General features: G+C 63.7%; 15 protein-coding genes. 7 read left to right on the top strand and 8 right to left on the bottom strand.

The window, feature by feature from the left end; all coding sequences use genetic code 11:
- Positions 1-54 precede the first annotated feature (54 nt).
- Both IHQ72_RS05315 and IHQ72_RS05320 read left to right on the top strand, forming a co-directional pair.
- Positions 55-4,839: an NAD-glutamate dehydrogenase gene (locus IHQ72_RS05315; protein WP_258121500.1), complete on the top strand. Its 4,785-nt coding sequence runs from the start codon at positions 55-57 to the stop codon at positions 4,837-4,839.
- Between the two features lie 285 nt (positions 4,840-5,124).
- Positions 5,125-6,501, top strand: coding sequence for an MFS transporter (locus tag IHQ72_RS05320; protein ID WP_258121501.1), 1,377 nt, complete (start codon positions 5,125-5,127; stop codon positions 6,499-6,501).
- A 207-nt stretch (positions 6,502-6,708) separates the two neighbouring features.
- Here IHQ72_RS05320 and purH read toward each other — a convergent pair whose 3' ends face one another.
- The 4 genes from purH to htpX form a co-directional block, all read right to left on the bottom strand.
- Positions 6,709-8,325: a bifunctional phosphoribosylaminoimidazolecarboxamide formyltransferase/IMP cyclohydrolase gene (gene purH / locus IHQ72_RS05325; RefSeq protein WP_258121502.1), complete on the bottom strand. Its 1,617-nt coding sequence runs from the start codon at positions 8,323-8,325 to the stop codon at positions 6,709-6,711.
- Positions 8,326-8,554: 229 nt separating this feature from the next.
- Complete coding sequence (locus IHQ72_RS05330) at positions 8,555-10,279, bottom strand: heparinase II/III family protein (protein ID WP_258121503.1); 1,725 nt, start codon at positions 10,277-10,279, stop codon at positions 8,555-8,557.
- A 137-nt stretch (positions 10,280-10,416) separates the two neighbouring features.
- Positions 10,417-11,751 carry an RsmB/NOP family class I SAM-dependent RNA methyltransferase gene (locus IHQ72_RS05335; RefSeq protein WP_258121504.1) on the bottom strand — a complete coding sequence of 445 codons (1,335 nt, stop codon included), beginning with the start codon at positions 11,749-11,751 and terminating at the stop codon, positions 10,417-10,419.
- 47 nt (positions 11,752-11,798) lie between these two features.
- Positions 11,799-12,815, bottom strand: a complete 1,017-nt coding sequence (gene htpX, locus IHQ72_RS05340; RefSeq protein ID WP_258121505.1) for a zinc metalloprotease HtpX — start codon at positions 12,813-12,815, stop codon at positions 11,799-11,801.
- 124 nt (positions 12,816-12,939) lie between these two features.
- On the opposite strand from htpX, the gene IHQ72_RS05345 reads away from it, so the two are divergent.
- Positions 12,940-13,179 carry a DUF1674 domain-containing protein gene (locus IHQ72_RS05345; RefSeq protein WP_258121506.1) on the top strand — a complete coding sequence of 80 codons (240 nt, stop codon included), beginning with the start codon at positions 12,940-12,942 and terminating at the stop codon, positions 13,177-13,179.
- Positions 13,180-13,186: 7 nt separating this feature from the next.
- On the opposite strand, the gene IHQ72_RS05350 is transcribed toward IHQ72_RS05345, so the two are convergent.
- Positions 13,187-13,852: an HAD-IA family hydrolase gene (locus tag IHQ72_RS05350; RefSeq protein ID WP_258121507.1), complete on the bottom strand. Its 666-nt coding sequence runs from the start codon at positions 13,850-13,852 to the stop codon at positions 13,187-13,189.
- Positions 13,853-14,026: 174 nt separating this feature from the next.
- Here IHQ72_RS05350 and IHQ72_RS05355 point away from each other — a divergent pair, with 174 nt between their 5' ends.
- The 3 genes from IHQ72_RS05355 to IHQ72_RS05365 all read left to right on the top strand — a co-directional run bounded on the left by IHQ72_RS05355 (position 14,027) and on the right by IHQ72_RS05365 (position 18,318).
- Positions 14,027-14,896, top strand: a complete 870-nt coding sequence (locus tag IHQ72_RS05355; protein WP_258121508.1) for a transglutaminase-like domain-containing protein — start codon at positions 14,027-14,029, stop codon at positions 14,894-14,896.
- Between the two features lie 345 nt (positions 14,897-15,241).
- Positions 15,242-16,660 carry a pilus assembly protein gene (locus IHQ72_RS05360; protein ID WP_258121509.1) on the top strand — a complete coding sequence of 473 codons (1,419 nt, stop codon included), beginning with the start codon at positions 15,242-15,244 and terminating at the stop codon, positions 16,658-16,660.
- A gap of 389 nt (positions 16,661-17,049) precedes the next feature.
- Positions 17,050-18,318: a class I SAM-dependent methyltransferase gene (locus tag IHQ72_RS05365; protein WP_258121510.1), complete on the top strand. Its 1,269-nt coding sequence runs from the start codon at positions 17,050-17,052 to the stop codon at positions 18,316-18,318.
- A 1-nt stretch (position 18,319) separates the two neighbouring features.
- On the opposite strand, the gene IHQ72_RS05370 is transcribed toward IHQ72_RS05365, so the two are convergent.
- Positions 18,320-19,057, bottom strand: a complete 738-nt coding sequence (locus tag IHQ72_RS05370) for an MOSC domain-containing protein (RefSeq protein ID WP_258121511.1) — start codon at positions 19,055-19,057, stop codon at positions 18,320-18,322.
- 4 nt (positions 19,058-19,061) lie between these two features.
- Positions 19,062-21,017: an acetate--CoA ligase gene (gene acs / locus IHQ72_RS05375; RefSeq protein WP_258121512.1), complete on the bottom strand. Its 1,956-nt coding sequence runs from the start codon at positions 21,015-21,017 to the stop codon at positions 19,062-19,064.
- A 306-nt stretch (positions 21,018-21,323) separates the two neighbouring features.
- Here acs and IHQ72_RS05380 point away from each other — a divergent pair, with 306 nt between their 5' ends.
- Positions 21,324-21,596 carry an usg protein gene (locus IHQ72_RS05380; RefSeq protein ID WP_065011174.1) on the top strand — a complete coding sequence of 91 codons (273 nt, stop codon included), beginning with the start codon at positions 21,324-21,326 and terminating at the stop codon, positions 21,594-21,596.
- Positions 21,597-21,925: 329 nt separating this feature from the next.
- Here the strand turns inward: IHQ72_RS05380 and IHQ72_RS05385 are convergent, their stop codons facing one another.
- Positions 21,926-22,960 carry an aldo/keto reductase gene (locus IHQ72_RS05385; RefSeq protein WP_258121513.1) on the bottom strand — a complete coding sequence of 345 codons (1,035 nt, stop codon included), beginning with the start codon at positions 22,958-22,960 and terminating at the stop codon, positions 21,926-21,928.
- Positions 22,961-23,054 lie beyond the last annotated feature (94 nt).

Here is a 23,054-nt window from a genome sequence, read left to right on the forward strand (position 1 = left end):
TATCGGTCATCTGCTACCATAGTCGCAAAACATATGACGGGAGGGATTAGCGACATGGCCGGCCTGAAATCTGAAAGCCAGTTGAAAAAGATAAGCACGGCCAAGGGCAGCGAGAAACCCGGCAGGCTTGCCGATTACCTGCTGGCCCGTGCGCCGGGCGAAGATGTCGCCGCCTATGAGGTGACCGCCCTCGAACGCGCCGCCGATCTCGCAGGACGCGCCGTCGCCAGGCACAAGAAAGGCGATTGCCTCGTCGCCATAGACGTCGATTCCGGTGTCGTCCGCCAGGGCAGGCCGATGACGGTGATCACCGTCGTCAACGACAACATGCCGTTCCTGTTCGATTCCATCCTCGGCGAGATCACCGAGAGCGCCGGCGAACCGCTGCTGGTTACCCATCCGGTCATCGTTGTCAGGCACGGCAAGAACGGCGTCGACGAAATCCTCGGCGATGGCGGCTTTGCCAAGGGCGATCACAGCCATGAACGGCTGAGTGTCATCCACGTCCATATCGGCCGTCTTTCGGCCGAGCAGGCCGAGGCATTGGCCGAGCGGCTGAAAAAAATATTGGGCCAGGTGCGCGCCGCGGTCACCGATTGGAAGCCGATGCTGGCCCGCCTCGACCAGGCGATCTCGGAGTTCCGCTACGCCCCGGTGCCGCTCGACAAGGCCCACGTCACCGACGCGATCGCCTTCCTCGAATGGCTGCGCGACGACAATTTCACCTTCCTTGGCATGCGCGAGTTCAAATACACCGGCGGCGAGAAGAGCGGCACGCTGGAGCGCACGGAAAAGCCCGGCCTCGGCATCCTCTCAGATCCCGACGTGCTGGTGCTGCGGCGCGGCACCGAAGCGGTGACGACGACGCCGGAAATCCGCGCCTTCCTGCACGGGCCGGAACCGCTGATCGTCACCAAGGCCAACGCCAAATCGTCGGTCCACCGCCGCATCTATCTCGATTACATCGGCGTCAAGACCTACACCGCCAAGGGCGTGCTTGCCGGCGAGCTGCGCATCGTCGGCCTGTTCACCTCGACCGCCTACACGCGCTCGGTGATGAAGATCCCTTATCTCAGGTCGAAAGCCGAAACCATCATCGCCAAATCCGGTTTCAACCCAGAAGATCACTCCGGCAAGGCACTGATCAACGTGCTGGAGAGCTATCCGCGCGACGAGCTGTTCCAGGTTCCGGTGCCGATCCTGCGCAAGCACGCCGAAGCCATTCTGGGGCTGGTCGAACGACCGCGCGTCAGGGCGCTGGTGCGCGCCGATCAGTTCGACCGTTTCGTCTCGATCCTCGTCTTCGTGCCGCGCGACCGTTATGACAGCGTCGTACGCGAGAAGCTCGGCACCTATCTGAAGACGGTGTTCGAAGGCCGGCTGTCGGCCTACTACCCGGCCTTCCCGGAAGGCGGGCTGACTCGTGTCCACTTCATCATCGGCCGTTCCGGCGGCAGGACGCCGAAGGTCGACCAAGCGACGATCGAGGCAGCGATCCGCGCCATCGTGCGGACCTGGGATGACGTGCTGCGCGAGACCGCGGCCGAGACCGGCGCCGATGCGGCGCTCACGGCGATCGCCTCGCGCTTCTCGGGAAGCTATCGCGACAGCTTCTCGCCGGCGGAGGCGCTGGCAGATGCCGGGCGCATCGCCAGGATCAGCGCGGCCAATCCGATCGCCATCGACTACTACCGTCATGCCAACCAGGAACAGCATCAGGCGGCGCTGAAGATCTATCACCATGGCAGCCCGGTGGCGCTGTCGCGGCGGGTGCCGGTACTGGAGAACATCGGCTTCCGCGTTATCAGCGAGCGCACCTTCGAGGTCGGGGACGAGGCTTCCGGCATGGTCTTCATCCACGACATGGAGCTCGAAAACAGCTACGGCAAGCCGATCGACCTTGGCGACCGCGGTGCGCTGTTCGAGGACGCGTTCCTTTCCGTCTGGCGCGGCGACATCGACAATGACGGCTATAACAGCCTTGCCCAGACCGCCGGCCTGTGGTCGAGCGAGGTCACCATCCTGCGCGCCTATGGCCGCTATCTGCAGCAGGCCGGGATCCCGCAGAGCCAGGATTTCATTGCCGCCGCACTCAACCGCTATCCGGAGATCGCGCGTGGCCTGCATGAGCTGTTCGTCGCCCGCCTCGGGCCGATGGCGGAGACGGAAGGGTTGGTCGCGGCCAAGCACCTCAAGGCCAAGATCAGAGATGCGTTGGAAGAGGTTCCCAACATCGATGACGACACCATCATCCGTCGCTACCTCAACCTGATCGAAGCCTCGCTACGCACCAATCATTTCGTTGCCGATACGAAGGAGAAGGGCCAGTCGCTGGCGATCAAGCTCGACTCGCAGGCGGTCGACGGCCTGCCGGCGCCGCGGCCGTGGCGGGAGATCTTCGTCTACGGTTCCGAGGTCGAGGGCGTGCATCTGCGCTTCGGCCCGGTCGCCCGCGGCGGCCTGCGTTGGTCGGACCGCGCCCAGGACTACCGCACCGAGGTGCTCGGCCTGGTCAAGGCGCAGCAGGTCAAGAATGCGGTCATCGTGCCGGTTGGCGCCAAGGGCGGTTTTTATCCGAAGAAGCTGCCGATGGGCGCCGGTCGCGACGCCATCTTCGAAGCCGGCGCGTCCGCCTACAAGAACTACGTCTCCAGCCTGTTGTCGATCACCGACAATATCGGCCTGGACGGCGTCATCCCGCCAGCCGGTGTGATCAGGCGCGACCAGGACGATCCCTATTTCGTCGTCGCCGCCGACAAGGGTACGGCGACCTTCTCCGACACCGCCAATGCCATCAGCGAGAAACATGGCTTCTGGCTCGACGACGCCTTCGCCAGCGGCGGCTCGGCCGGCTACGACCATAAGAAGATGGGCATCACCGCCAAGGGCGCCTGGGAAGCGGTCAAGCGGCATTTCCGCGAGATGAACCGCGATATCCAGACCGCGCCCTTCACCGTCGTCGGCGTCGGCGACATGTCGGGCGACGTGTTCGGCAACGGCATGCTCCTGTCCGAGCAGACCCGGCTGATCGCCGCCTTCGACCATCGCGACATCTTCATCGATCCCGCCCCCGACATGGCGGCCTCGATGGCCGAGCGCCGACGCATGTTCGCCCTCGCCCGTTCGAGCTGGCAGGACTACGACAAGACAAAACTGTCCGAAGGCGGCGTCATCGTCTCGCGCAGCCAGAAGTCGATCACACTGCCGCCGGCCGCAGCGGCGGCGATCGGCCTCGGCAAGACGACCGCCTCGCCGGTCGAGATCATGAGCGCCATCCTCAAGGCGCCGGTCGACCTTTTGTGGTTCGGCGGCATCGGCACGTATCTGAGGGCATCGACAGAAAGCAACCAGGATGTCGGCGATCGCGCCAACGATGCTGTTCGGGTGACCGCACTCGACGTGCGCGCCAAGGTCATCGGCGAAGGCGCCAATCTCGGCGTGACGCAGCCGGCCCGCATCGAGTTCGGGCTGAATGGCGGCCGCTGCAATTCCGACGCCATCGACAATTCGGGCGGCGTCAACTGCTCGGACGTCGAGGTCAACATCAAGATCGCGCTGGCTTCCGCCATGCGCAAGGGGGCGCTGACCCGCCCAGCGCGCAACAAGCTTCTTGCCGAGATGACCGACGAGGTGAGCGCGCTGGTGCTGTCCAACAATTACGAGCAGACGCTGGCGCTGTCCCTTGCCCGCAAGCGCGGCCTTGCCGACATCGCCCATCAGAGCCGTTTCATGGCAGCGCTCGAGGCGCGCGGCTTGCTCGATCGCAATGTCGAAGCTCTGCCGTCGCCGGCAGCCCTTGCGGAGCGCGAGGCGCGCGGCGAGCCGTTGGCCAGGGCCGAGCTCGGCGTGCTGTTGGCCTATGCCAAGATCGTGCTGTTTTCCGACATCGTCGCCAGCGACGTGCCGGACGATCCGCATTTCGACCGTGACCTGATGGGCTATTTTCCGGACCGTATGGCGAAGAAATACGCGGCCGAGATCCATGGCCATCGCCTGCGCCGCGAAATCATCGCCCGTGTCGTCGCCAACGATCTGGTCAATCGCGGCGGCCCATCCTTCGTCAACAGGCTGCAGGAAGCAACCGGCCGCAGCGCGGCCGACGCGGTCCGGACCTTCGCCGTGGTGCGCGACGGCTTTGGCTTGCCGGCGCTCTATCGCCAGATCGACGCGCTCGACAACCAGATCGACGGACAAGTGCAGCTCGACCTTTATCAGGCCATTAGCCGGCTTACCTATGTGGCCAGCGGCTGGTATCTCAAGAACGATACCGGCACCGCTCCGCTCGGCCAACGGATCGCCGAGTTGCAGGACGCGCGCAAGGCTCTGGAGCCGAAGCTGGTTTCGCTGCTGCCGGCCTTCTCGCGCGAGTGGATCGAGGAGCGGCGGCATGGTCTGGCCAAGGGCGGCGCGCCAGAAAGCCTGGCCGAACGGCTGGCGCTGACCGACGTGGCAGGCGTCGTCCCTGACATCGCGCTGACGGGCCGAACCGCGAATGCCGACATCGTCGTAGCCGCGAAGGCGTTTTTCGCGGTCAGCGATGCCTTCCGCATTCCGCGCGTCGAGGACGCGGCGCGCTCGATCGCGCCGTCCGACTACTACGATCAATTGGCGCTTTCCCGCGCCACCGACACGATCGGCGCGGCCAGGCGCGGCATCGCGGTGGCGGCGCTCACCGGCCATGCCGAGGCTGCGGACCCGGTGGCGGCATGGCTGGAGGCCGGCGGCGAGAGGGTCGGGCGCATCCGCGAGCGGCTGCAGGCGCTGACCGAGGGCGGCGATATCACCGTGTCGCGGCTGTCGGTGGCATCGGGGCTGATCAGCGACCTGACGGCGCTGTGAGCCAATTCATTTCGCAAGCTGGCGCTGCCCCTCATCCGGCTGCCGCCACCTTCTCCCCGTATAGTGACGGGGAGAAGGGAGCTTGCCGCACTGCCGGCGCTTTTCTGCAAAGCTGGCTGTTAGCGAAGCCTTCGATGGCAGCGTCTTTCTCCCCGTCACTATACGGGGAGAAATGCCCGGCAGGGCAATGAGGGGCAGCGGGACGCTTGTGTCATTTGCATGAGCACCGGAAAACATGCAGACATGGCGCCGGTCGCGGGCGGAGCGAATGGTGCGGGAGGGGCTATGGCCGAAGTAGCAGTGCAGCGGGCGTCGGGACGCGGCATCTGGGGTTGGATGCTGTTCGACTGGGCAGCGCAGCCGTTCTTCACGGTCATCACCACCTTCATCTTCGGCCCTTATTTCGTCTCGCGTATGGCGAGCGATCCGGAGACTGGACAGGCGGCATGGGGTTACGGCATCGCCGCGGCAGGGCTGGCCATCGCCGTTCTGTCGCCGATCCTCGGCTCGATCGCCGACCAGACCGGCCCGCGAAAACCGTGGATCGCGCTCTTCGCCGCGATCAAGATCACCAGTCTTTGCCTGCTATGGTTCGCTGCTCCCGGTTCGAACCTTTTCCTGGTCGTGCTGTTCTTCTCGCTGGCCTCGGTCGCGGCGGAATTCTCGACCGTGTTCAACGATTCGATGATGCCGCGCCTGGTGCCCAAGAGCGAAATTGGCCGAATCTCGAACATGGCCTGGGGTCTTGGCTATCTCGGCGGCATGATCGCGCTGATCTTTGTCGTCGCCTTCATGGCCGGCTCGTCGGAAACCGGCAGGACGATCGTCGGTCTCGACCCGATCCTCGGGCTCGATCCGAAACTCGGCGAGGACGCACGGGCGACCGGACCCCTCTCAGCGGCCTGGTATTTCCTGTTCATCCTGCCAATGTTCTTTTTCACACCGGATGCTGCGAAGGGCATTCCCCTTGGACCAGCGGTGCGCGAGGGGCTGTCGGAACTGAAATCGACGCTGGGCGAAATACGCAAGCGCAGCGGCATCTTCCGCTTTCTCGTTGCCCGCATGATCTATCAGGACGGCGTCAATGCGTTGCTTGCGCTGGGCGGTGCCTTTGCGGCGGCGATGTTCCACTGGTCGATCACCGAGATCGGCCTGTTCGGCATCATCCTCAACGTCGTCGCCATCATCGGCTGCCTGGTTGCCGCACGCCTCGACGTGGCGCTCGGCTCCAAGACCATAGTGATGATTTCGCTTGTCCTGCTCAGCATTGCCACGATCGGCATCGTCTCGACCGGGCCGGGCTACACGCTGTTCGGTGCCTGGATGATGCCCGGAGCCGATAGCGGCGGGTTGTTCGGTACACCGGCCGAAAAAGCCTACATCTTCTTTGGTCTGCTGATCGGGCTTGCCTTCGGGCCGGTGCAGGCATCGTCGCGCTCCTACATGGCGCGCAGTGTCACAGCTGCCGAATCAGGCCGCTATTTCGGCATCTATGCGCTGGCCGGGCGGGCGACCAGTTTTGCTGCGCCATTCATGGTGGCCACGATCACCTTGGCCAGCGGCTCGTCGCGGCTAGGCATGGCGGCAATCGTGCTGTTCCTCGGCGTCGGTCTGGCGATCCTGGTCCGCACGCCGTATCCAGCGGACCAGCCGACGGAGTGAGCTGTTCTTGCCTTCTCCCCTTGCGGGAGAAGGTGGATCGGCGCGTAGCGCCGAGACGGATGAGGGGTGTTGGAAGAAGCAAGACATTGATGATCCTGCTGCCGTGCAGAGGATGCAGATGAAGGCGTGCGCCAAGCTGGAACACCCCTCATCCGACCGAGCTTCGCTCGGCCACCTTCTCCCACAAGGGGAGAAGGCAAGAAGCGCTCAATGCCTGAAATGCCTCACGCCGGTAAACACCATGGCGATGCCATGAGCGTCGGCGGCGGCGATGACATCGTCGTCGCGCATCGAGCCGCCGGGCTGGATGACGGCGGTAGCACCGGCTTCGATCGCAGACAAAAGCCCGTCGGCGAACGGGAAAAAAGCATCCGAGGCGACGACAGAATTTTTGGTCAGCGGCTCGGCCAGGCCGGCAGCTTCAGCCGCGTCGAGCGCCTTGCGCGCGGCGATGCGTGAGGAGTCAACCCGGCTCATCTGGCCGGCGCCGATGCCGACGGCAGCGCCATCTCTGACGTAGACGATGGCGTTCGACTTGACGTGCTTTGCAATGCGGAAGGCGAATTTGAGATCGGCCATTTCGGCCGGCGTCGGCGCGCGCCTGGTCACCACTTTCAGGTCGAGGTCGTCGACCACCGCATTGTCGCGGCCCTGGACAAGCAATCCGCCGGAAACGGACTTGACGGTGACACTGGCCGTGCGCGGATCGGGCAGGCCGCCGGTGACAAGCAAACGCAGATTCTTCTTGGCGGCGACGATGCGGATTGCCTCTTCCGAGGCGCCTGGCGCGATGATGACCTCGGTGAAGGTTTTGACGACCTCTTCGGCGGCCTCCGCATCGAGGGTCCGGTTCATCGCGACAATGCCGCCAAAGGCCGACACCGGATCGCAGGCAAGCGCCTTGACGTAGGCCGCCTTCAGCGAGGCGCCTTCGGCGACGCCGCACGGGTTGGCATGTTTGATGATGGCCACAGTGGCGGAGCGGGCCGGATCGAATTCACCGACCAGTTCGAAGGCGGCGTCGGTGTCGTTGATGTTGTTGTAGGAAAGCTGCTTGCCCTGAAGCTGGCGCGCCGTCGCGACGCCTGGCCGCTTGTCGCCGTCGACGTAGAAGCCGGCGCTCTGGTGCGGGTTCTCGCCGTAGCGCATCACCTGGTCCAGCCTGCCGCCGAAGGCGCGCCAGGTGGGGTGCTCGATCTCCAGCGCTTCGGCGAACCAGCCGGAGATCGCCGCATCATAGCTGGCGGTGCGGGCGAAGGCCTTGGCCGCCAGCTTCTTGCGGAAATCCAGCGAGAGCGAGCCGAAATTCATCTCCAGCGCGTTGAGCACCGAGGCATAGTCCTCGGGATCGGTGACGATGGCGACATAGGCGTGGTTCTTGGCGGCGGCGCGGATCATCGCCGGGCCGCCTATGTCGATGTTCTCGACGATCGAGGCGTAAGCGGCGCCGGAGCGGCGGACATCCTCGAAAGGGTAGAGATTGGAGACGACGAGATCGATCGGCTCAATGCCATGATCGCGCATCGCCGCGGCGTGTTCGGGATCGTCGCGCACGCCAAGCAGCGCGCCATGCACGGACGGATGCAGCGTCTTGACGCGGCCGTCCATGATCTCTGGAAAGCCGGTGAGGTCGGAGACGTCGCGCACGGCCATGCCTGCCTCAGCGATCGCCTTTGCCGTGCCGCCGGTGGAGACCAGCTCGACGCCGGCCGCGGCCAGCGCCCTGGCGAAATCGATGAGCCCGGTCTTGTCGAAAACGGAAAGCAGCGCGCGACGAACGGGAACGAGGTCGGGCGCGGGAATGTTCTTGGCGGCGACGGCCATGGGCTGGCGGCCTTTCACGGCTGGTTGGGAAAGTGTCCGCGCGCCGTAGCACATGGCGACCGGAAATCAAGCCGTTAGAGCGACGTGCGTCCACTTGGACGCACAGAGTACGCTCTAACACTTTGGTCTACGCATCGTGCTTTCCGAAAATCGATTTCGATTTTCGGGCCGATGCGTTACAGCATCCTTTGCTCCATGCCCGGACCATTCGCCGCTGCCACCTGCAGTCTCAGCTCTTTGCCGAATGACCGGCGATGGCCGTCCGCGTCAGTTGCCAGTGGACTTCGGAAACCTGCGATGCCTTGAAGGCCAGCACGATCTGTCGGCTGCGGCGCGGGCCGCCAAGGCCGGCGAAATAGATGGATTCCTCGACCTCGGGCGCCGCCTCGGCGCAGGTGAACACCCATGTGTCGGCCTGATCGGCGGTCAGCACCAGGCGGTCGTGCTCGTCCTGGAGCAGGCCTATGTCGGGATGAATGTGAAAGCGTACCGTGACGAAATCGCGACCGTTGTGGCGGATCGCAGCATTGCCCGGCCGCAGAAAGCGATCCCTGCCGGCGAGCACATTGCCGTTCGTCGACAATTTCAGCTCGCGCTCATGCAGCAGGCCGAAGCGCGCGACATAGCCGTCGTGGCGAGCCAGGAAACCCTGGCTGCCCTTCTGGTCGGTGCGCTTGCAAGGCACATGCTGCGGGCCGCCGATCAATGGCGTGCCGAGCAGATCGTTGACGCGCAGCGAATGGCTGAAACGAGCCGACGAAGTGTCGTTGAGGGTGGCGGTCGAGTGGGCGGCCGTGGCGCGGGCAAGCGGCCGGAATTCGGCGGCGCCATAGGTGTCGACGCCGGCATTGACGATATAATGCTGGCGGCCGGAGGACAATTCGAAAGCCAGGCATCCGGCGTGCGCCGCGTTGGAAACGTCGATGGGAGGCGGCGGGCCGGTATCGGCGATCACAGTGACGCCGCCCATTGAGAGGCGCTCGTAGCCTGAATGCGGCGCGTGCAGCAACGGCGCGCCGGCGGTGTCGTCGTGGCGCAGAATGGTGGCGATGCGGTCGTGGATGGTCGCGCCCATGCCGTTAAAGCGGGCGAGGCTGCCGTTCTGGTGGCGAAAGAAGCGCAGCGCCGGCAGCATACGGTCGATGGCGCCTATCAGCGCCGCCGGCGGAGTTTCGGCTTGATTGGCATAGGTCTGGCGCAGCGGCAGAAGGTCGGCGAGGATTTCAAGCACGGCCATCGGATTGCGGGAAATATGGCCGCCATCCGGCAGAATCTGGCGGTCGAGCTCCTCGGCGAGGTTGCGGGTCGCACCGCGCAGCGCCGATGCCGGCGCCGGCAGTGACAGAGCCGCAAAAGCAAGCGCGATGCGGGCGCGCAGCCTGTCCTTGCCGTCCGGCATCTCGCGTGCCATCGCCCTGAGATAGCGGATCTGCATGGCCAGCGATTTCAGGAAGGCCCGGTAGAAGGGAAATTCAGCACCCTGCAGCACCACCGAGGAATGCTGCAGCCAGGCAATGACGCGCTTGGCCGTCGTGCCGGGCTCCCAGGCGACGCCGGAAATGTTGCTGCCGTGCATGGCGATCCAGTCGGAGACCAGTGCGCGGGCATTGGCCGCGGCAAGCTCCGTGCCGGCGGCGCGCATATGGCGCAGCCAGCGAAAGCCGTGCAGCGCCTTTTGCCAGCCGGGATTGGCCACGGCGATCTGGAAGGGCGACTTGCCGCCGGTCTCGACCAGATGTCCTGACAGCGGATAGCGGCCATAATAGATCTCGAGCGCAATCTGGGGGTCGGCCAGGCGCAGGTCCGGCGGAGCGATCAACACGCGTTCCGGCGTGCGGCCGGAATAGCGCCAGCGATAGATAGGCCCGGCACGCAGGCGCCGGCGCATCTTGCGCCAGAACTCCTTCGCGACAAGCGTCCATAGACGCGTCGTGCTGCCGGCAGCGATCGCCAAAAGCCCTCTCATACCCCTCAACCCGAAGACAAGTTATATGATTCAATAACTTATGCGAAGGCGAATTCCACGGAAACCTTGGAGTTCGGCCTGTTTTCCGCAGGGTTCTCCCTAAAATAGTCTTCAAATTCTCAGCGTTAGCCGGCTCTGCGCATCCGGGCGGCGAAGAAGCCGTCCAGGCCGGACCTTTCCGGTGAGCCGAGCTCCAGATCGGCGGGCGTGGTGCGTAGCGTGCCTTGCGGCGTCAGGAAAGGATCGATGCCGGCGATCTCCCCCGGGCGGAGCGGATCGTCGACGATATCAGCCGTTCCGGCGAGGAAGGCGCGGTGAAGCGCCTCGCCTTCGAGCGGGTCGAGCGAACAGTTGGAAAAGACGATGCGCCCGCCGCGCCTGACCAGGGTGACAGCGCGGGTGAGCAGCCTTCGCTGCAGATCGGCGAGCTTTTCGATGTCGGCAGCCGTCTTCGTCCAGGGCACGTCGGGATGCCGCCGCACCGTGCCGGTCGAAGAGCACGGTGCATCGAGGAGAACGGCGTCGAACAGTTGTTCCGGCTCGTATTTGAGCAGATCGGCCTGGACGATCTCCGCGGACAGATCAAGCCGTTCGAGGTTCTGCGAGAGCCGCGCCAACCGGTTCTTCGAGGTATCGACGGCGGTTACCTTGGCGCCTCCGAGGATGAGCTGAGCAGTCTTACCGCCAGGGGCGGCACAGAAATCGGCGACGCGCAAACCCCTGATGTCGCCGAAGAGCCGGGCCGGAAGGCTGGCGGCGGCATCCTGAACCCACCAGGCGCCGTCTTCGAAGCCGGGAAGTTCGGTGACGGAGGAGCCGAGCTTTTCCACGCGCACAGTGCCGGTCGGCAGCACGAAGCCGCCGAGCCGCTCGGCCCACAGCGCGGGGTCGGACTTGACGGTGAAGTCGACCGGCGCCTCGTACCGATGAGCGGCGAGGATTTGCTTGGCTTTCTCCGCGCCATAGGCGGCTTTCAGCCGGTCGGAAAACCACTTCGGCGCTTCGTCAGTACCGGCAAGCGCCGCAGCCAGCTCGGCCTGCTTGGACCGCGCCAGCGTGCGCAGCACGCCGTTGACAAGACCGGAGAAGCGCACCGTGCGCGGATCGGACTTGGCGTGGGTCACGGCAAGGTCGACGGCGGCGCTGTCGGGAATATCGAGGAACAGGATTTGCGCCGCCGCCACATGCAGAATATGCGAAAGCGCGGTGGCATTGGGCGGCAGCGGCTTTTCCAGGCGGCGGGCCAGCAACCCTGATATGGTCATGCGGAAGCGCAGCGCAGTGACCAGTATGGCGCGCACCAGCGCTCGATCGCGCAAGTCGAGCACCTTGTATTGCGGATGGCCGTTCTCGTGGTCGGTCAGCCCGTCGAGCGGCGTTTTGGCATCAATGACGGCGGCGAGCAGCCGGGCAGCCGCCTTGCGCGCGGCGAGACCGGCAACGGGCTTGCCGGGACTCACTGCATTGTCTTCACGATCTGAAGTTCCGTGTCCGCGTGTCGCGCCACTCACGACCACGGGCCTTTGGATCCGGTCGGATTGCGGCCCCAGGGATTGGACTTCGGCCTGGCCGGTTCAGCCGGCTGCTCAGCTGCTTTCTCCCACGGGCCCGATGGCCGCTGTTCGTCCGCCTGCTCCGGCATCGGGGTTTGCGGCCGCGCGGAGGCGGATGCGCTACCGGCCATATCCTGCGCCATCGCCTGCAAGGCCGCGATGCGGTTGTCGGTGCTCGGGTGGGTGGAAAACAGGCTGTCCATGCGCTCGCCGGAAAGAGGATTGATGATGAAGAGGTGGGCGGTCGCCGGATTGCGTTCGGCATCCGGGTTGCGGATGCGTTCGGCGCCACGGGCGATCTTGTCAAGGGCCGAGGCAAGCCAAAGCGGCTGTCCACAGATCTCGGCGCCGCGCCGGTCGGCCTCGTATTCGCGGGTACGGCTGATCGCCATCTGCACGATCATGGCGGCGAACGGCGCCACGATCATCGCCACCAGCACGCCGATAATGCCGAGGGAATTGTTGTTGTCGCGGTTGCCGCCGAAAAAGAAGGCGAAATTGCCAAGCATCGAGATCGCGCCGGCAAGCGTGGCGACGATCGTCATGGTCAGCGTGTCGCGGTGCTGGACATGGGCGAGCTCGTGCGCCATGACAGCCGCGACCTCCTCATGCGACAGTTGCTGCAGCAGCCCGGTGGTGGCGGCGACCGCGGCATTCTGCGGGTTGCGGCCGGTGGCGAAGGCGTTGGGCTGCGGGTTGTCGATCAGATAGGTTTTCGGCATCGGCAGCCCGGCCTGCCTGGCGAGGCTCTGCACGATGGCGTAATATTCCGGCGCGTTCCTTTCGTCGACCTCGACGGCGCGGTTCATCGACAGCACCATCTTGTCGGCGTTCCAATAGCTGAACAGGTTCATGGCGGCGGCAATCAGAAAGGCGATCACCATGCCGCCCGATCCGCCGATCAGATAGCCGACGCCCATGAACAGCGCAGTCATCACTGCCAAAAGCATGGCGGTGCGAAGTGTGTTCATTGTCTGCTCCGTTTCTGCCGGCGCTGGGTAAAAGGGGTCGATCCTTGTCGGCTCATCGCTATATGATGGGAAACGTGTGGTCCTGTTTCAATCGGGCCCTGTTTCAATCCGCCGGGAATGTCGCATGATCGACGAAACCAGTAAAACGGGCGAAACCGGCAATACAAACGCCGGCCCCGGTCACGACGCGCCGCAAAAGACGCTGACGCCGGCAGCCCGCTGCGCTTTGGCGGAAGCGGAAACGCGGCGCGAACACTATCGCCAGCAGGAAGCCGCGATGCCCCGGGAGATCGGCGGTCGTGGCGGCAACGAGCCCGGCCGCTATGGCGACTGGGAGGTCAAGGGCCTGACCAGCGATTTCTAAGGGCACCCTAAGCCGCAGCGCGCTCCGCCGCGAGGATAATCCAGCCGCGGTCGTCGACCGTGATGCCTAGCCTGGCATAAGAGGCGATCGCAGTATGCGGCGTTTGCAATGGATGCTGGTGGGTGGCGCTGATCACCACGACCGTAGCTCCGGCGGCCTCGGCCGCCGATATTCCGGCGGGCGCATCTTCGAAAACGAGGCAGTCGCGCGCGTCGACGCCCAGCCGCTCGGCCGCCAGCCGGAAGCAATCCGGCGCCGGCTTGCCGTGGGAAACATCCTCGGCCGCGACAAGGATGGCGGGAAGCGGGATGCCGGCGGCGGCGATGCGCAGGAGAGCCAGCTCGCGCGGCGCGGAAGTGACGATGGCCCAGCGCTCGGCCGGCAGCGACGCCAGAAACGACGCGGCGCCGGCGATCGGAAGGATGCCGTCGACGTCGGCCGCCTCGGCCTGCAGAAGCGCATCGGCTTCTCGCATCGGATCGACGCCAGGAAGCGCCAGCCGAGCGATGGTCTCGATCGCCCGCACGCCGTGGATCGTCGGCAGGAATGCGGCAACGTCGAGACCTTGCCGGCCTGCCCAATCTGCCCAGACCCTTTCTGCCGCGGCGATCGAATTGACCACCGTGCCGTCCATGTCGAACAGGAAGGCTGCGAATTTTCTGCCTGCGAACATCTGCTATCCCGGGGGTTGTTTCGGAGAGACCAAAGCTTGTCGATCGACCGTAACGTCGCGTCGGCTGCATGGGAAGGCGCGAGATCGCCTTTTCGACAATACCAGGGAACCACGGCGAGCCGTCTCGCGTTGACGAACTTGTCTTCCACGATGCTCAAAAAAGGGGGAACCGCGATGCTGATTCGGCTCGGCTACGAAATCGCCATCGACTGCGCTGAAGCCACCCCGGTGATTTCGCTGCTCGAGATCCACAAGGACCGCCAGGCCGACATCAAGCGGCAGACGCGCGTGCTGACCTCGCCTTCCGTCCCAACCAGGCTCTACCACGATCTTTATGGCAACGCCTGCCGCCGTTTCACGGCGCCTGGCGGCGGCTTTCGCATTCTTTACGACGCCGTGGTCGAGGACAGTGGCGAGACCGACGAGGTCAACACGCTGGCTAGGGAAGTGCCGGTGGCGGAGTTGCCCGACGATGTGCTCTGCTATCTGCTCGGCAGCCGCTATTGCGAGACCGATCATCTCAGTGATCTGGCCTGGCAGGTTTTCGGCCCTGTTCCATCCGGCTGGGCGCGGGTGCAGGCGATCGTCGACTATGTCCATAAACGTCTGTCGTTCGGTTACGGCTATGCGCGCCCGACCCGCACGGCGGCGCAGGCGCATGAGGAGCGCGTCGGCGTCTGCCGCGACTTCGCTCATCTGGCGATCACGCTCTGCCGCTGCATGAACATCCCCGCCCGTTACGTGAACGGTTATCTCGGCGACATCGGCGTACCGGTCGACCCGGCACCGATGGATTTTTCGGCGTGGCTGGAAGTGTTCCTCGACGGCAAATGGTACACCTTCGATCCCCGCCACAACATGCCGAGAATCGGCCGGATCGTCATCGCGCGCGGTCGCGACGCGACCGACGTGCCGCTGCTGCACAGTTTCGGCCCGCACCGGCTCGGCCTGTTCAAGGTCTGGACCTACGAGCAGGAAAGCAATCTGTTCAACCCGCCCCATCGCGGCGTCGACAAGACCGTCAGCGCGCAGATGCTGGCATAGAAACGTAAGTGCCGAACGGCGTGCGGCCCGCTGTGCGATCATCCCGGCTGCCCTACGCATATGATGCGCCTGATCCGCCTCGGCACAGAACCCTCTGTGCCGGATCGGGACCGTGTTCTTATGCGACACGGCAGACGGCAGGATCATGGTAAGCGCTTCGTAAACGAAACTGCCGCAGCGGCTCGTCGTTTACCGGCTGTTCACCTTGCCGCATTTCGAAACCAAGCAGAAACAACGGTTTGACGATGAGCCGACGGCTGTTGGTCCCTTCGCGGCGCCATCCGGCCGGAATCCTGCAATGCGCCTCCACACGGCTTCGAGGTCGTGGCGAATGGAGGCGGAAGCATGCGGTATTTTGGGGGTCTTGTTCACGCGATCGGCAGCTTTGCCAGGGATCGCAGCGGAAATTTCGCGGTTCTATTCGGCATGGTCGCGTCGGTGCTGGCGCTGGGCGTCGGCTTTGCCGTCAACGTTTCCCAGCTCTACAACGCAAAGTCGAGCCTGCAAGGTGTTGTCGATGCGGCGGTGACCTCGACGGCGCGCGACCTGACGACCGGCGTCATCAAGGAGGCCGATGCCAACAAGTCGGTGCAAGCGTTTCTCGATGCCAACAGCCGGGCCGGCATCCTGAGCGCCGACCAGATCGTCCTCGACAAATTGACTGTCGACAGGACCGCCAACACGGTTCAGGCGGACGTCCATGTCGATCTCGGCCTTTATTTTCCGATTTTCAGCGTGGGTGACATGAAGCGCGTTGCCGCATCGACGACTGCGGTCTATTCGGACAAGACGATCGAAGTGGCGATGATGCTCGACGTGACCGGATCGATGGCCGCCAACTGGTGGGCCAAGACCGACAAGATCGGCGACCTGCGAACTGCCGCTTCGGGGGCTGTCGAGGATCTGCTGGACAACAATCTTGATCCGAAAAATCCGCGCGTGCGCGTGGCGATCGTTCCCTACGCCGAAGCGGTCAACACAGGCGGATTGGCCAGCACGGTGTTCGTGGAGGCGAGATATGGATCAAATGTGCCGCCCCCGATCGATGCTCCGGTTTCGGTGTCCTTGACATTGGCGCCGGACAAATGCGCCACCGAGCGCAAGGACAAGGATGGCTACGCCGACTATTCGCCCGACGGGCCTAATACGCCGCGCCTGGACAACGACGGCAAAACCTATCTGGCCAAAGTCAACCGCGACGATCACATGAAGACCTGCCCGAAACCGGAACTCATTCCGCTGACGGCCGACAAGCAAAAATTGCTCGACACAATCACGGATTTCAGGGCGGATGGCGTCACGGCCGGTGGTATCGCTGCGCAATGGGGTTACTACATGCTTTCGCCGTCGTGGCGCTCGGCAATTGCCGATGCCGCTTTGGGTGCCGGTCCCGCCAATTTCGACAAGAAGAAAGTTGCCAAGGTCGCCATCCTGATGACTGATGGCCAGTTCAATACGGCTTTCGCCGGCGGGCGCGGCGCGCCAAGATCACAGAATGCGGGCCAGAAGTCGCGAAGCAATGCCGAAGGCATTTGCAGCAACATGAAGCGCGACGGCATCGAGATATTCACGATCGGCTTCGATCTCGACGATCCGTCGATGACGATGACCGAGCGAGACCAGGCAAAGAGCGTGCTCAAGAATTGCTCTACAGCGGACACGTCTTCGCTGAAGCACTACTACGAGGCCGCCACGGGCACGGAACTGGCCGCCGCCTTCGACGAGATCACCGAGAACATCGAGAAGCTTGCCATCCAACGCTGACCTTCCCCCGCCGGGCTGATACACGAGAACACCAAAAGGAAAGGGCCGCCGCTTCTTTCGAAGCCGGCGGCCTTCCGTGTTTCCGTCCATGGCGCGGCCCATGGCGGCGACGTTTTACGTCGCCAGCCGCGCATCTCGCGCCTTAACGGGAAGACTGCTTCCCGAAAGTGCAATCCGCTGAGGCCACGTTCTGGAAAACGAAATCACTCGACATCGGATCACCTCCTTTCGATTTGTTGAAGACGCCCTCATGATGGGGTGTCGATCCGCAAATGGCAAGGCGCGTGGTGAAAATGCCGTGCGAGCTTGTCGCTGGCGGCTTGCGGCTATCCGATCGGACAGGCAAAGTCGGCGTCGACCGCCAGCGTACTGAGCAGGGGAGGACGGGGATGGAGGCAGCCGACAGAGCGGCACGGATCGTTCGAACGGTCATCGAAACGCTGAAGCCGGGTTTCGCGGTCAAGCTGTGGACCGGCGAACGGATCGGGCCTGCCACCGGCCCCGTGCTCACCATCAACGACCAGGATATCGTCTGGCAGGTGATGCGCCGGCCGTCCCTTTCGACGCTGATCGAAATGTGGATTTCCAAGACCATCGACGTGGAAGGCGGATCGCTGTTCGATTTCTACGCTCTGCCTGCGCAGGGCAAGCTCAGGACGAAGCTCAAGTCGTTGCCCAAGCTGGCGGTCCTGCGCGACCTGCCGGCCGTGCTGTTTTCGAGAAAACAGATGACGGCGCGGACCGACCTTTCCGGGCGCAACCCCTTCGTCAGCGGGTCGAACAGGCAAGCGATTCAGCACCACTACGACATTTCGAACGCCTTCTACCGGCTCTTCCTCGACGAGCGCATGGTCTATAGCTGCGGCTATTTCACCGATTTCGCCAACGGCATCGACCAGGCGCAGAAAGACAAGCTCGACCATATCTGCCGCAAGCTCCGGCTGAAGCCGGGCGAAAGGCTGCTCGACATCGGCTGCGGCTGGGGAGCCATGCTCATCCATGCAGCGAAAAATTACGGCGTCGTCGGCCATGGCGTCTCGCTGTCGGAAGCCCAGACCCAGCTCGCCCGCGAGCGCATCCGCGCTGAGGGGCTGGAGGACCGCATCACCATCGAAATAAAATCCTATGCCGAGTTGTCCGGCTCCTTCGACAAGATCTCGTCGATCGGCATGTTCGAGCATCTGGGCCTCGCCAACCACGCCGCCTATTTCTCGACAATTCATCGCCTGCTCAAGCCGGGCGGCATTTATCTGCATCACGCCATCACCCGGCGCGACAAGGGCAGCATCAAGAAGACCTTGCGCAAGGGCCCGGAATTCAAGGCGCTGATCAAATACATCTTTCCCGGCGGCGAGCTCGACACGATCGGCATGACGCTCGGCAATCTCGAAGCGCACGCCTTCCTCGTCTACGATGTCGAGAATTTGCGCGAGCACTACGCCCGCACTTGCCGTCTGTGGGCCGAGCGCCTTCACGCACGCTTCGACGAAGCGATCGCCGAGGTCGGCGAAGCCAAGGCGCGCCTCTGGCTGCTTTATCTCACCGGCTGCTCGATCACTTTCGAACGCGCCTCGGCGCAGATTTTCCAGACCGTCGCCACCAAGCGCGCGCGAGGTCCAAGCGGCCTGCCGCCGACACGGGCGGACCTTTATCGGTAGCCTACAGGAATCGTATCGTCTCGCCGATTTCGACGCGTGCTGGCCGGTCGACGGTGCAGTAGACGCCGAGATTGTGCGCGTTGTGGCGGACAAGATTGCGCAGGATCGCCGGGTCGTGGTCGAAGCCGTCCTGGGCGATGATGGTGAAGCCGCAGCGGCGGCATGGTTCGGAGATGGTCAGCAGCAGATCGCCGATCGCCAGCTTGCGGCCGATCCATTCCGTTTCCGGGAAGGATCCCTCGACCGCCGCCATGTCGACGACGATGTTGGGGCGGAAGCGGCGCGGGTCGGCGGCGCCCTCGGGATGCAGCGCCTTCAGACGCGCCAGCGAAGCGGTGGTCAGGAGGTGGATAGGCGCCTTGCGGTAACGCTCCGCGGTCAGGGGGCCGGCATAGTGGGAGGCGGCATCGTGGCCAAACGGCCGGATCGAGGCCGCGAAACCGAGAAAAGCGGAAACGGCATAGTCGCTTTCGGCGCCCGGCGCCGTCAGCCAGTCGCCGCCGGGTATGGCGATCTCAAGCTCGCGGTCGCCGTTCAATCGGGTACGAATGAGCGGCACCTTGTGCCATTTCGCGTCGCGGTCAGGCCGCGCTATCTCACCGTCAGAGGCATCGACAAGGCCGAACAGGCGGTCGCCATAGATGGTCTCCAGATCGACCGAAATCGCGCCTAGGCGTTCGCCGGCGAGCGAACTCGCCGGATAACGCCAAAGCTCGACGACGGCACCCAATGCGGCCATTGCATCAGGTCCTCTTGTTCTGCCGGTTGGCGACGAGATCGTCGACGACCGCCGGATCGGCCAGCGTCGAGGTATCGCCGAGTGCGGCAAAATCGTCCTCGGCGATCTTGCGCAGGATACGCCGCATGATCTTGCCCGAACGGGTTTTCGGCAGGCCCGGAGCGAACTGGATCTTGTCGGGTGTGGCGATGGCGCCGATGTCCTTGCGGACATGGGCGACGAGTTCCTTGCGCAACTCCTCGCCCGCTTTCTCGCCGGCCATCAGGGTGACGTAACAGTAGATGCCCTGGCCCTTGATGTCGTGCGGATAGCCGACGACCGCGGCCTCGGAAACCTTGTCGTGGCTGACGAGCGCGGATTCGACCTCGGCCGTGCCCATGCGGTGGCCTGAGACGTTGATGACGTCGTCGACGCGGCCGGTGATCCAGTAGTAGCCATCGGCGTCGCGGCGACAGCCGTCGCCAGTGAAGTACTTGCCCTTGTAGGTCGAAAAATAGGTCTGCACGAAGCGCTGGTGATCGCCATAGACGGTGCGCATCTGGCCCGGCCATGAGTCCGTGATGCAAAGATTGCCGTCGGCCGCCCCATCCAGCACCTTGCCGTCGCCGTCGACCAGTTGTGGCCTGACACCGAAGAAGGGCCGCGTCGCGGAGCCTGCCTTCAGGTCGGTGGCGCCGGGCAGCGGCGTGATCAGGATGCCGCCGGTCTCGGTCTGCCACCATGTGTCGACGATCGGCACCTTGCCGTTGCCGACGAGGTTGAAATACCACTCCCAGGCTTCCGGATTGATCGGCTCGCCGACCGTGCCGAGCACGCGCAATGATTTGCGCGACGTCTTGGTGACATGGGCATCGCCAGCGCCCATCAGGGCGCGCAACGCCGTCGGCGCCGTGTAGAAGATGTTGACCTTGTGCTTGTCGATGACCTCCCAGAAGCGGGATTGCGACGGATAGTTCGGCACGCCTTCGAACATCAGCGTGGTGGCGCCGTTGGCGAGTGGTCCGTAGACGATGTAGCTGTGGCCGGTGACCCAGCCGACATCGGCGGTGCACCAGAAGATGTCGCCGTCATGGTAGTCGAAGACATATTGGTGGGTCATCGAGGCGTAGACGAGATAGCCGGCCGTGGTGTGCAGCACGCCCTTCGGCTTGCCGGTCGAGCCTGATGTGTAGAGGATGAACAAAGGGTCCTCGGCCTTCATCTTCTCCGGCTTGCACTCCGCCTTCACCGAAGCGATCTCGTCGTGGTACCAGACGTCGCGCCCCGGAGCCCAGCCAACCTTGCCACCGGTGCGGCGCACGACGACGACCTTGTTGACCATCACGAAATTCTTCGCGGCGATGTCGATCGCCTTGTCGGTGTTGTCTTTCAACGGAATCGGCTTGCCGCCGCGCAGGCCTTCATCGGTGGTGATGACGAAAGTCGATTCGCAGTCGACGATGCGGCCGGCCAATGCATCCGGCGAGAAGCCGCCAAAGACCACCGAATGGATGGCGCCGATGCGCGTGCAGGCAAGCATCGCGTAGGCCGTTTCAGGGATCATCGGCATGTAGATGGTAACGCGGTCGCCCTTCTTGACGCCGTGCTTCTTCATCACATTGGCGAGCCGGCAGACATGCTCGTAAAGCTCGCTATAGGTGATCTTCCTGTCGTCGTAGGGATTGTCGCCTTCCCAGACGATGGCGGTCTGGTCGCCGCGCTTCTTCAGATGCCGGTCGATGCAGTTCCAGGAAACGTTGGTCTCGCCGTCCTCGAACCATTTGATCGAGACCTTGCCGTTGAAGGAGGTGTTCTTGACCTTGCTGTAGGGCTTGAACCAGTCGATGCGCTTGCCGTGCTTGCCCCAGAACTTGTCCGGGTTCTTCACGCTCTCGGCATACCATTTCAAATAGGTGTCATTGTCGATCAGTGCGTTCTTCTTCCACGCCGGCTGGACGCGATGGACATGAACCTCGGACATTTTTTCACTTTCCTCCCAAGACCAACTGCCAGCTTGCTCGCCGAGCAGCATCGCGGCGCGGAGGCCACGAATTCGCGCGCATTATTAACAGTTCCGCGGTGACGGCAATATTAGACGTTGGATTTGCGCGGCGGGATGCCGCAGGGGAATGGCGAAACGCTGTCAGCACTCGGGCACGGCGGCTGCTAAGCGTATGTTTTTACGTGACAAACACGGCATCGATCACTAAAATATCAATAGACGGTTAAGCAAATAGCGTGCACAATTTCAAATTGGGAGGAAAGGAGAATCAACCAGGGGACCGCGATGCGCGACCATTCCGAAATGGACCTGATGCTCAAGGGCTATGGCTTGACCACGGCCAAGATTCTTTATCACTTTCCCGATCACCCGCATCTGCTGCAGAGCTTCATCTGGCAGGACTACGACATCGCCCCGAAATTTCCGGTGCTGATCCGGTTCATCGAGTTCTGGCAGACCAAGCTCGATGGCCCGCTGCATTCGGTGAGCTATACGCACCAGAAGCTGATCGCGCCCAATGAGTGGCACAAGGTCGACGGCGAGTTCGTGCTGCATTAGGCAACGGCGCAGGACGTTTGACGGGCTGCTTGCGTGACGGATCGCATGCCTTGGCAATTGGCGGAAGCGTCCATCGCTTCGTCATCCTGGGGCGGAGCAAGGAGCGAAGCGACGCGGCGCAGACCCCAGGATCCATGCCGTAACTTCAAAGCGCCGCTGCGGCGCCGAATTCTGCTCCGCTGCACTCTGCGGCCAAGGCTATGGCATGGATCCCAGGGTCTCCGCGACGGAGCTTCGCTCCTGCTTCGCCCAGGGATGACGAAGTTGGGGAGGCCTCGGCCAATCCCGAATGTTCATGATGGTCGCCCGAAACGAATGATCGCCTCCGGTCAGACCGCAGGCGGGCTGAGCCGGGCGAAGGCTTCCTGCCGGCGATAGGGGAAATACGGATAGGGTGCGGTGACTTCGCTTGCCGCGTCGAGCTTCTTCATCTGATCGGATGTCAATGACCAACCGACGGCACCGAGGTTCTGGCGCAGCTGCTCCTCGTTGCGCGCGCCGATGATGACGGAGGCGACGGTCGGCCGCTGCAGCAACCAGTTGATGGCGATCTGTGGCACGGTCTTGCCGGTTTCGTTGGCGACAGCGTCGAGCGCGTCGACAACCCTGTAGAGCTGTTCGTCCTCGACCGGCGGCCCGAAGCCTGCGGTGTCGTGCAACCGGCTTTTTTCCGGCAGTGGCTCGCCGCGGCGGATCTTGCCGGTCAGGCGGCCCCAGCCGAGCGGGCTCCACACCAGCGCGCCAACGCCCTGGTCGAGGCCGAGCGGCATCAGTTCCCATTCATAGTCGCGCCCGACCAGCGAGTAATAGACCTGATGGGCAACGTAGCGCGGGTAGCCGTGCTTGTCCGCCAGACCGAGCGATTTCATCACTTGCCAGCCGGAAAAGTTGGAGACGCCGACATAGCGCAGCTTGCCGGCGCGCACGAGACTGTCCAGCGTCGACAGCACCTCCTCGATCGGCGTTGCGGCGTCGAAAGCGTGCAGTTGCAGCAGGTCGATGTAGTCGGTGCCGAGCCGCTTCAGTGCGCCCTCGACGGCCTTGATGAGACGCGAACGGGAGGAGCCGGCATCGTTTGGTCCGTCGCCCGTCGGCAGCGAGGTCTTGGTCGAGATCAGCACGGCATCGCGGCGGCCCTTGATCGCCGCGCCGAGCACCTCTTCGGAGGCGCCGTTCGAATAGACGTCGGCGGTATCGAACAGGTTGACGCCGGCCTCAAGGCAGATGTCGACCAGCCGCCGCGCTTCCGTCGCATCGCTGTTGCCCCAGGCGCCGAACAGCGGGCCGGAACCGCCGAAGGTGCCGGCGCCGAACGAGAGCGCCGGGACCTTCAGGCCCGAGGCGCCAAGACGTCGATAATCCATCTTTTTCTCCTGTGATGTCTAAAAGGGTTCGTCGGGTTGCTACGAGCAGGCGGTTGCCGGTTCACCGAGCGTCGGGCTGCGCATGACCCCGAAA

It is taken from the genome of Mesorhizobium onobrychidis (genome assembly GCF_024707545.1).
GTDB classification, from domain to species: domain Bacteria; phylum Pseudomonadota; class Alphaproteobacteria; order Rhizobiales; family Rhizobiaceae; genus Mesorhizobium; species Mesorhizobium onobrychidis.

Coding starts and splice junctions, on each gene's coding strand:
- purH (WP_258121502.1), bottom strand. CDS start 8,325: ATGGCCGTCGCCGCCAAGAACATTCCCGCGCCCGACCTCGTTCCCGTT.
- IHQ72_RS05315 (WP_258121500.1), top strand. CDS start 55: ATGGCCGGCCTGAAATCTGAAAGCCAGTTGAAAAAGATAAGCACGGCC.
- IHQ72_RS05380 (WP_065011174.1), top strand. CDS start 21,324: ATGCGCGACCATTCCGAAATGGACCTGATGCTCAAGGGCTATGGCTTG.
- IHQ72_RS05320 (WP_258121501.1), top strand. CDS start 5,125: ATGGCCGAAGTAGCAGTGCAGCGGGCGTCGGGACGCGGCATCTGGGGT.
- IHQ72_RS05385 (WP_258121513.1), bottom strand. CDS start 22,960: ATGGATTATCGACGTCTTGGCGCCTCGGGCCTGAAGGTCCCGGCGCTC.
- IHQ72_RS05345 (WP_258121506.1), top strand. CDS start 12,940: ATGATCGACGAAACCAGTAAAACGGGCGAAACCGGCAATACAAACGCC.
- IHQ72_RS05360 (WP_258121509.1), top strand. CDS start 15,242: ATGCGGTATTTTGGGGGTCTTGTTCACGCGATCGGCAGCTTTGCCAGG.
- IHQ72_RS05370 (WP_258121511.1), bottom strand. CDS start 19,057: ATGGCCGCATTGGGTGCCGTCGTCGAGCTTTGGCGTTATCCGGCGAGT.
- htpX (WP_258121505.1), bottom strand. CDS start 12,815: ATGAACACACTTCGCACCGCCATGCTTTTGGCAGTGATGACTGCGCTG.
- acs (WP_258121512.1), bottom strand. CDS start 21,017: ATGTCCGAGGTTCATGTCCATCGCGTCCAGCCGGCGTGGAAGAAGAAC.
- IHQ72_RS05355 (WP_258121508.1), top strand. CDS start 14,027: ATGCTGATTCGGCTCGGCTACGAAATCGCCATCGACTGCGCTGAAGCC.
- IHQ72_RS05365 (WP_258121510.1), top strand. CDS start 17,050: ATGGAGGCAGCCGACAGAGCGGCACGGATCGTTCGAACGGTCATCGAA.
- IHQ72_RS05350 (WP_258121507.1), bottom strand. CDS start 13,852: ATGTTCGCAGGCAGAAAATTCGCAGCCTTCCTGTTCGACATGGACGGC.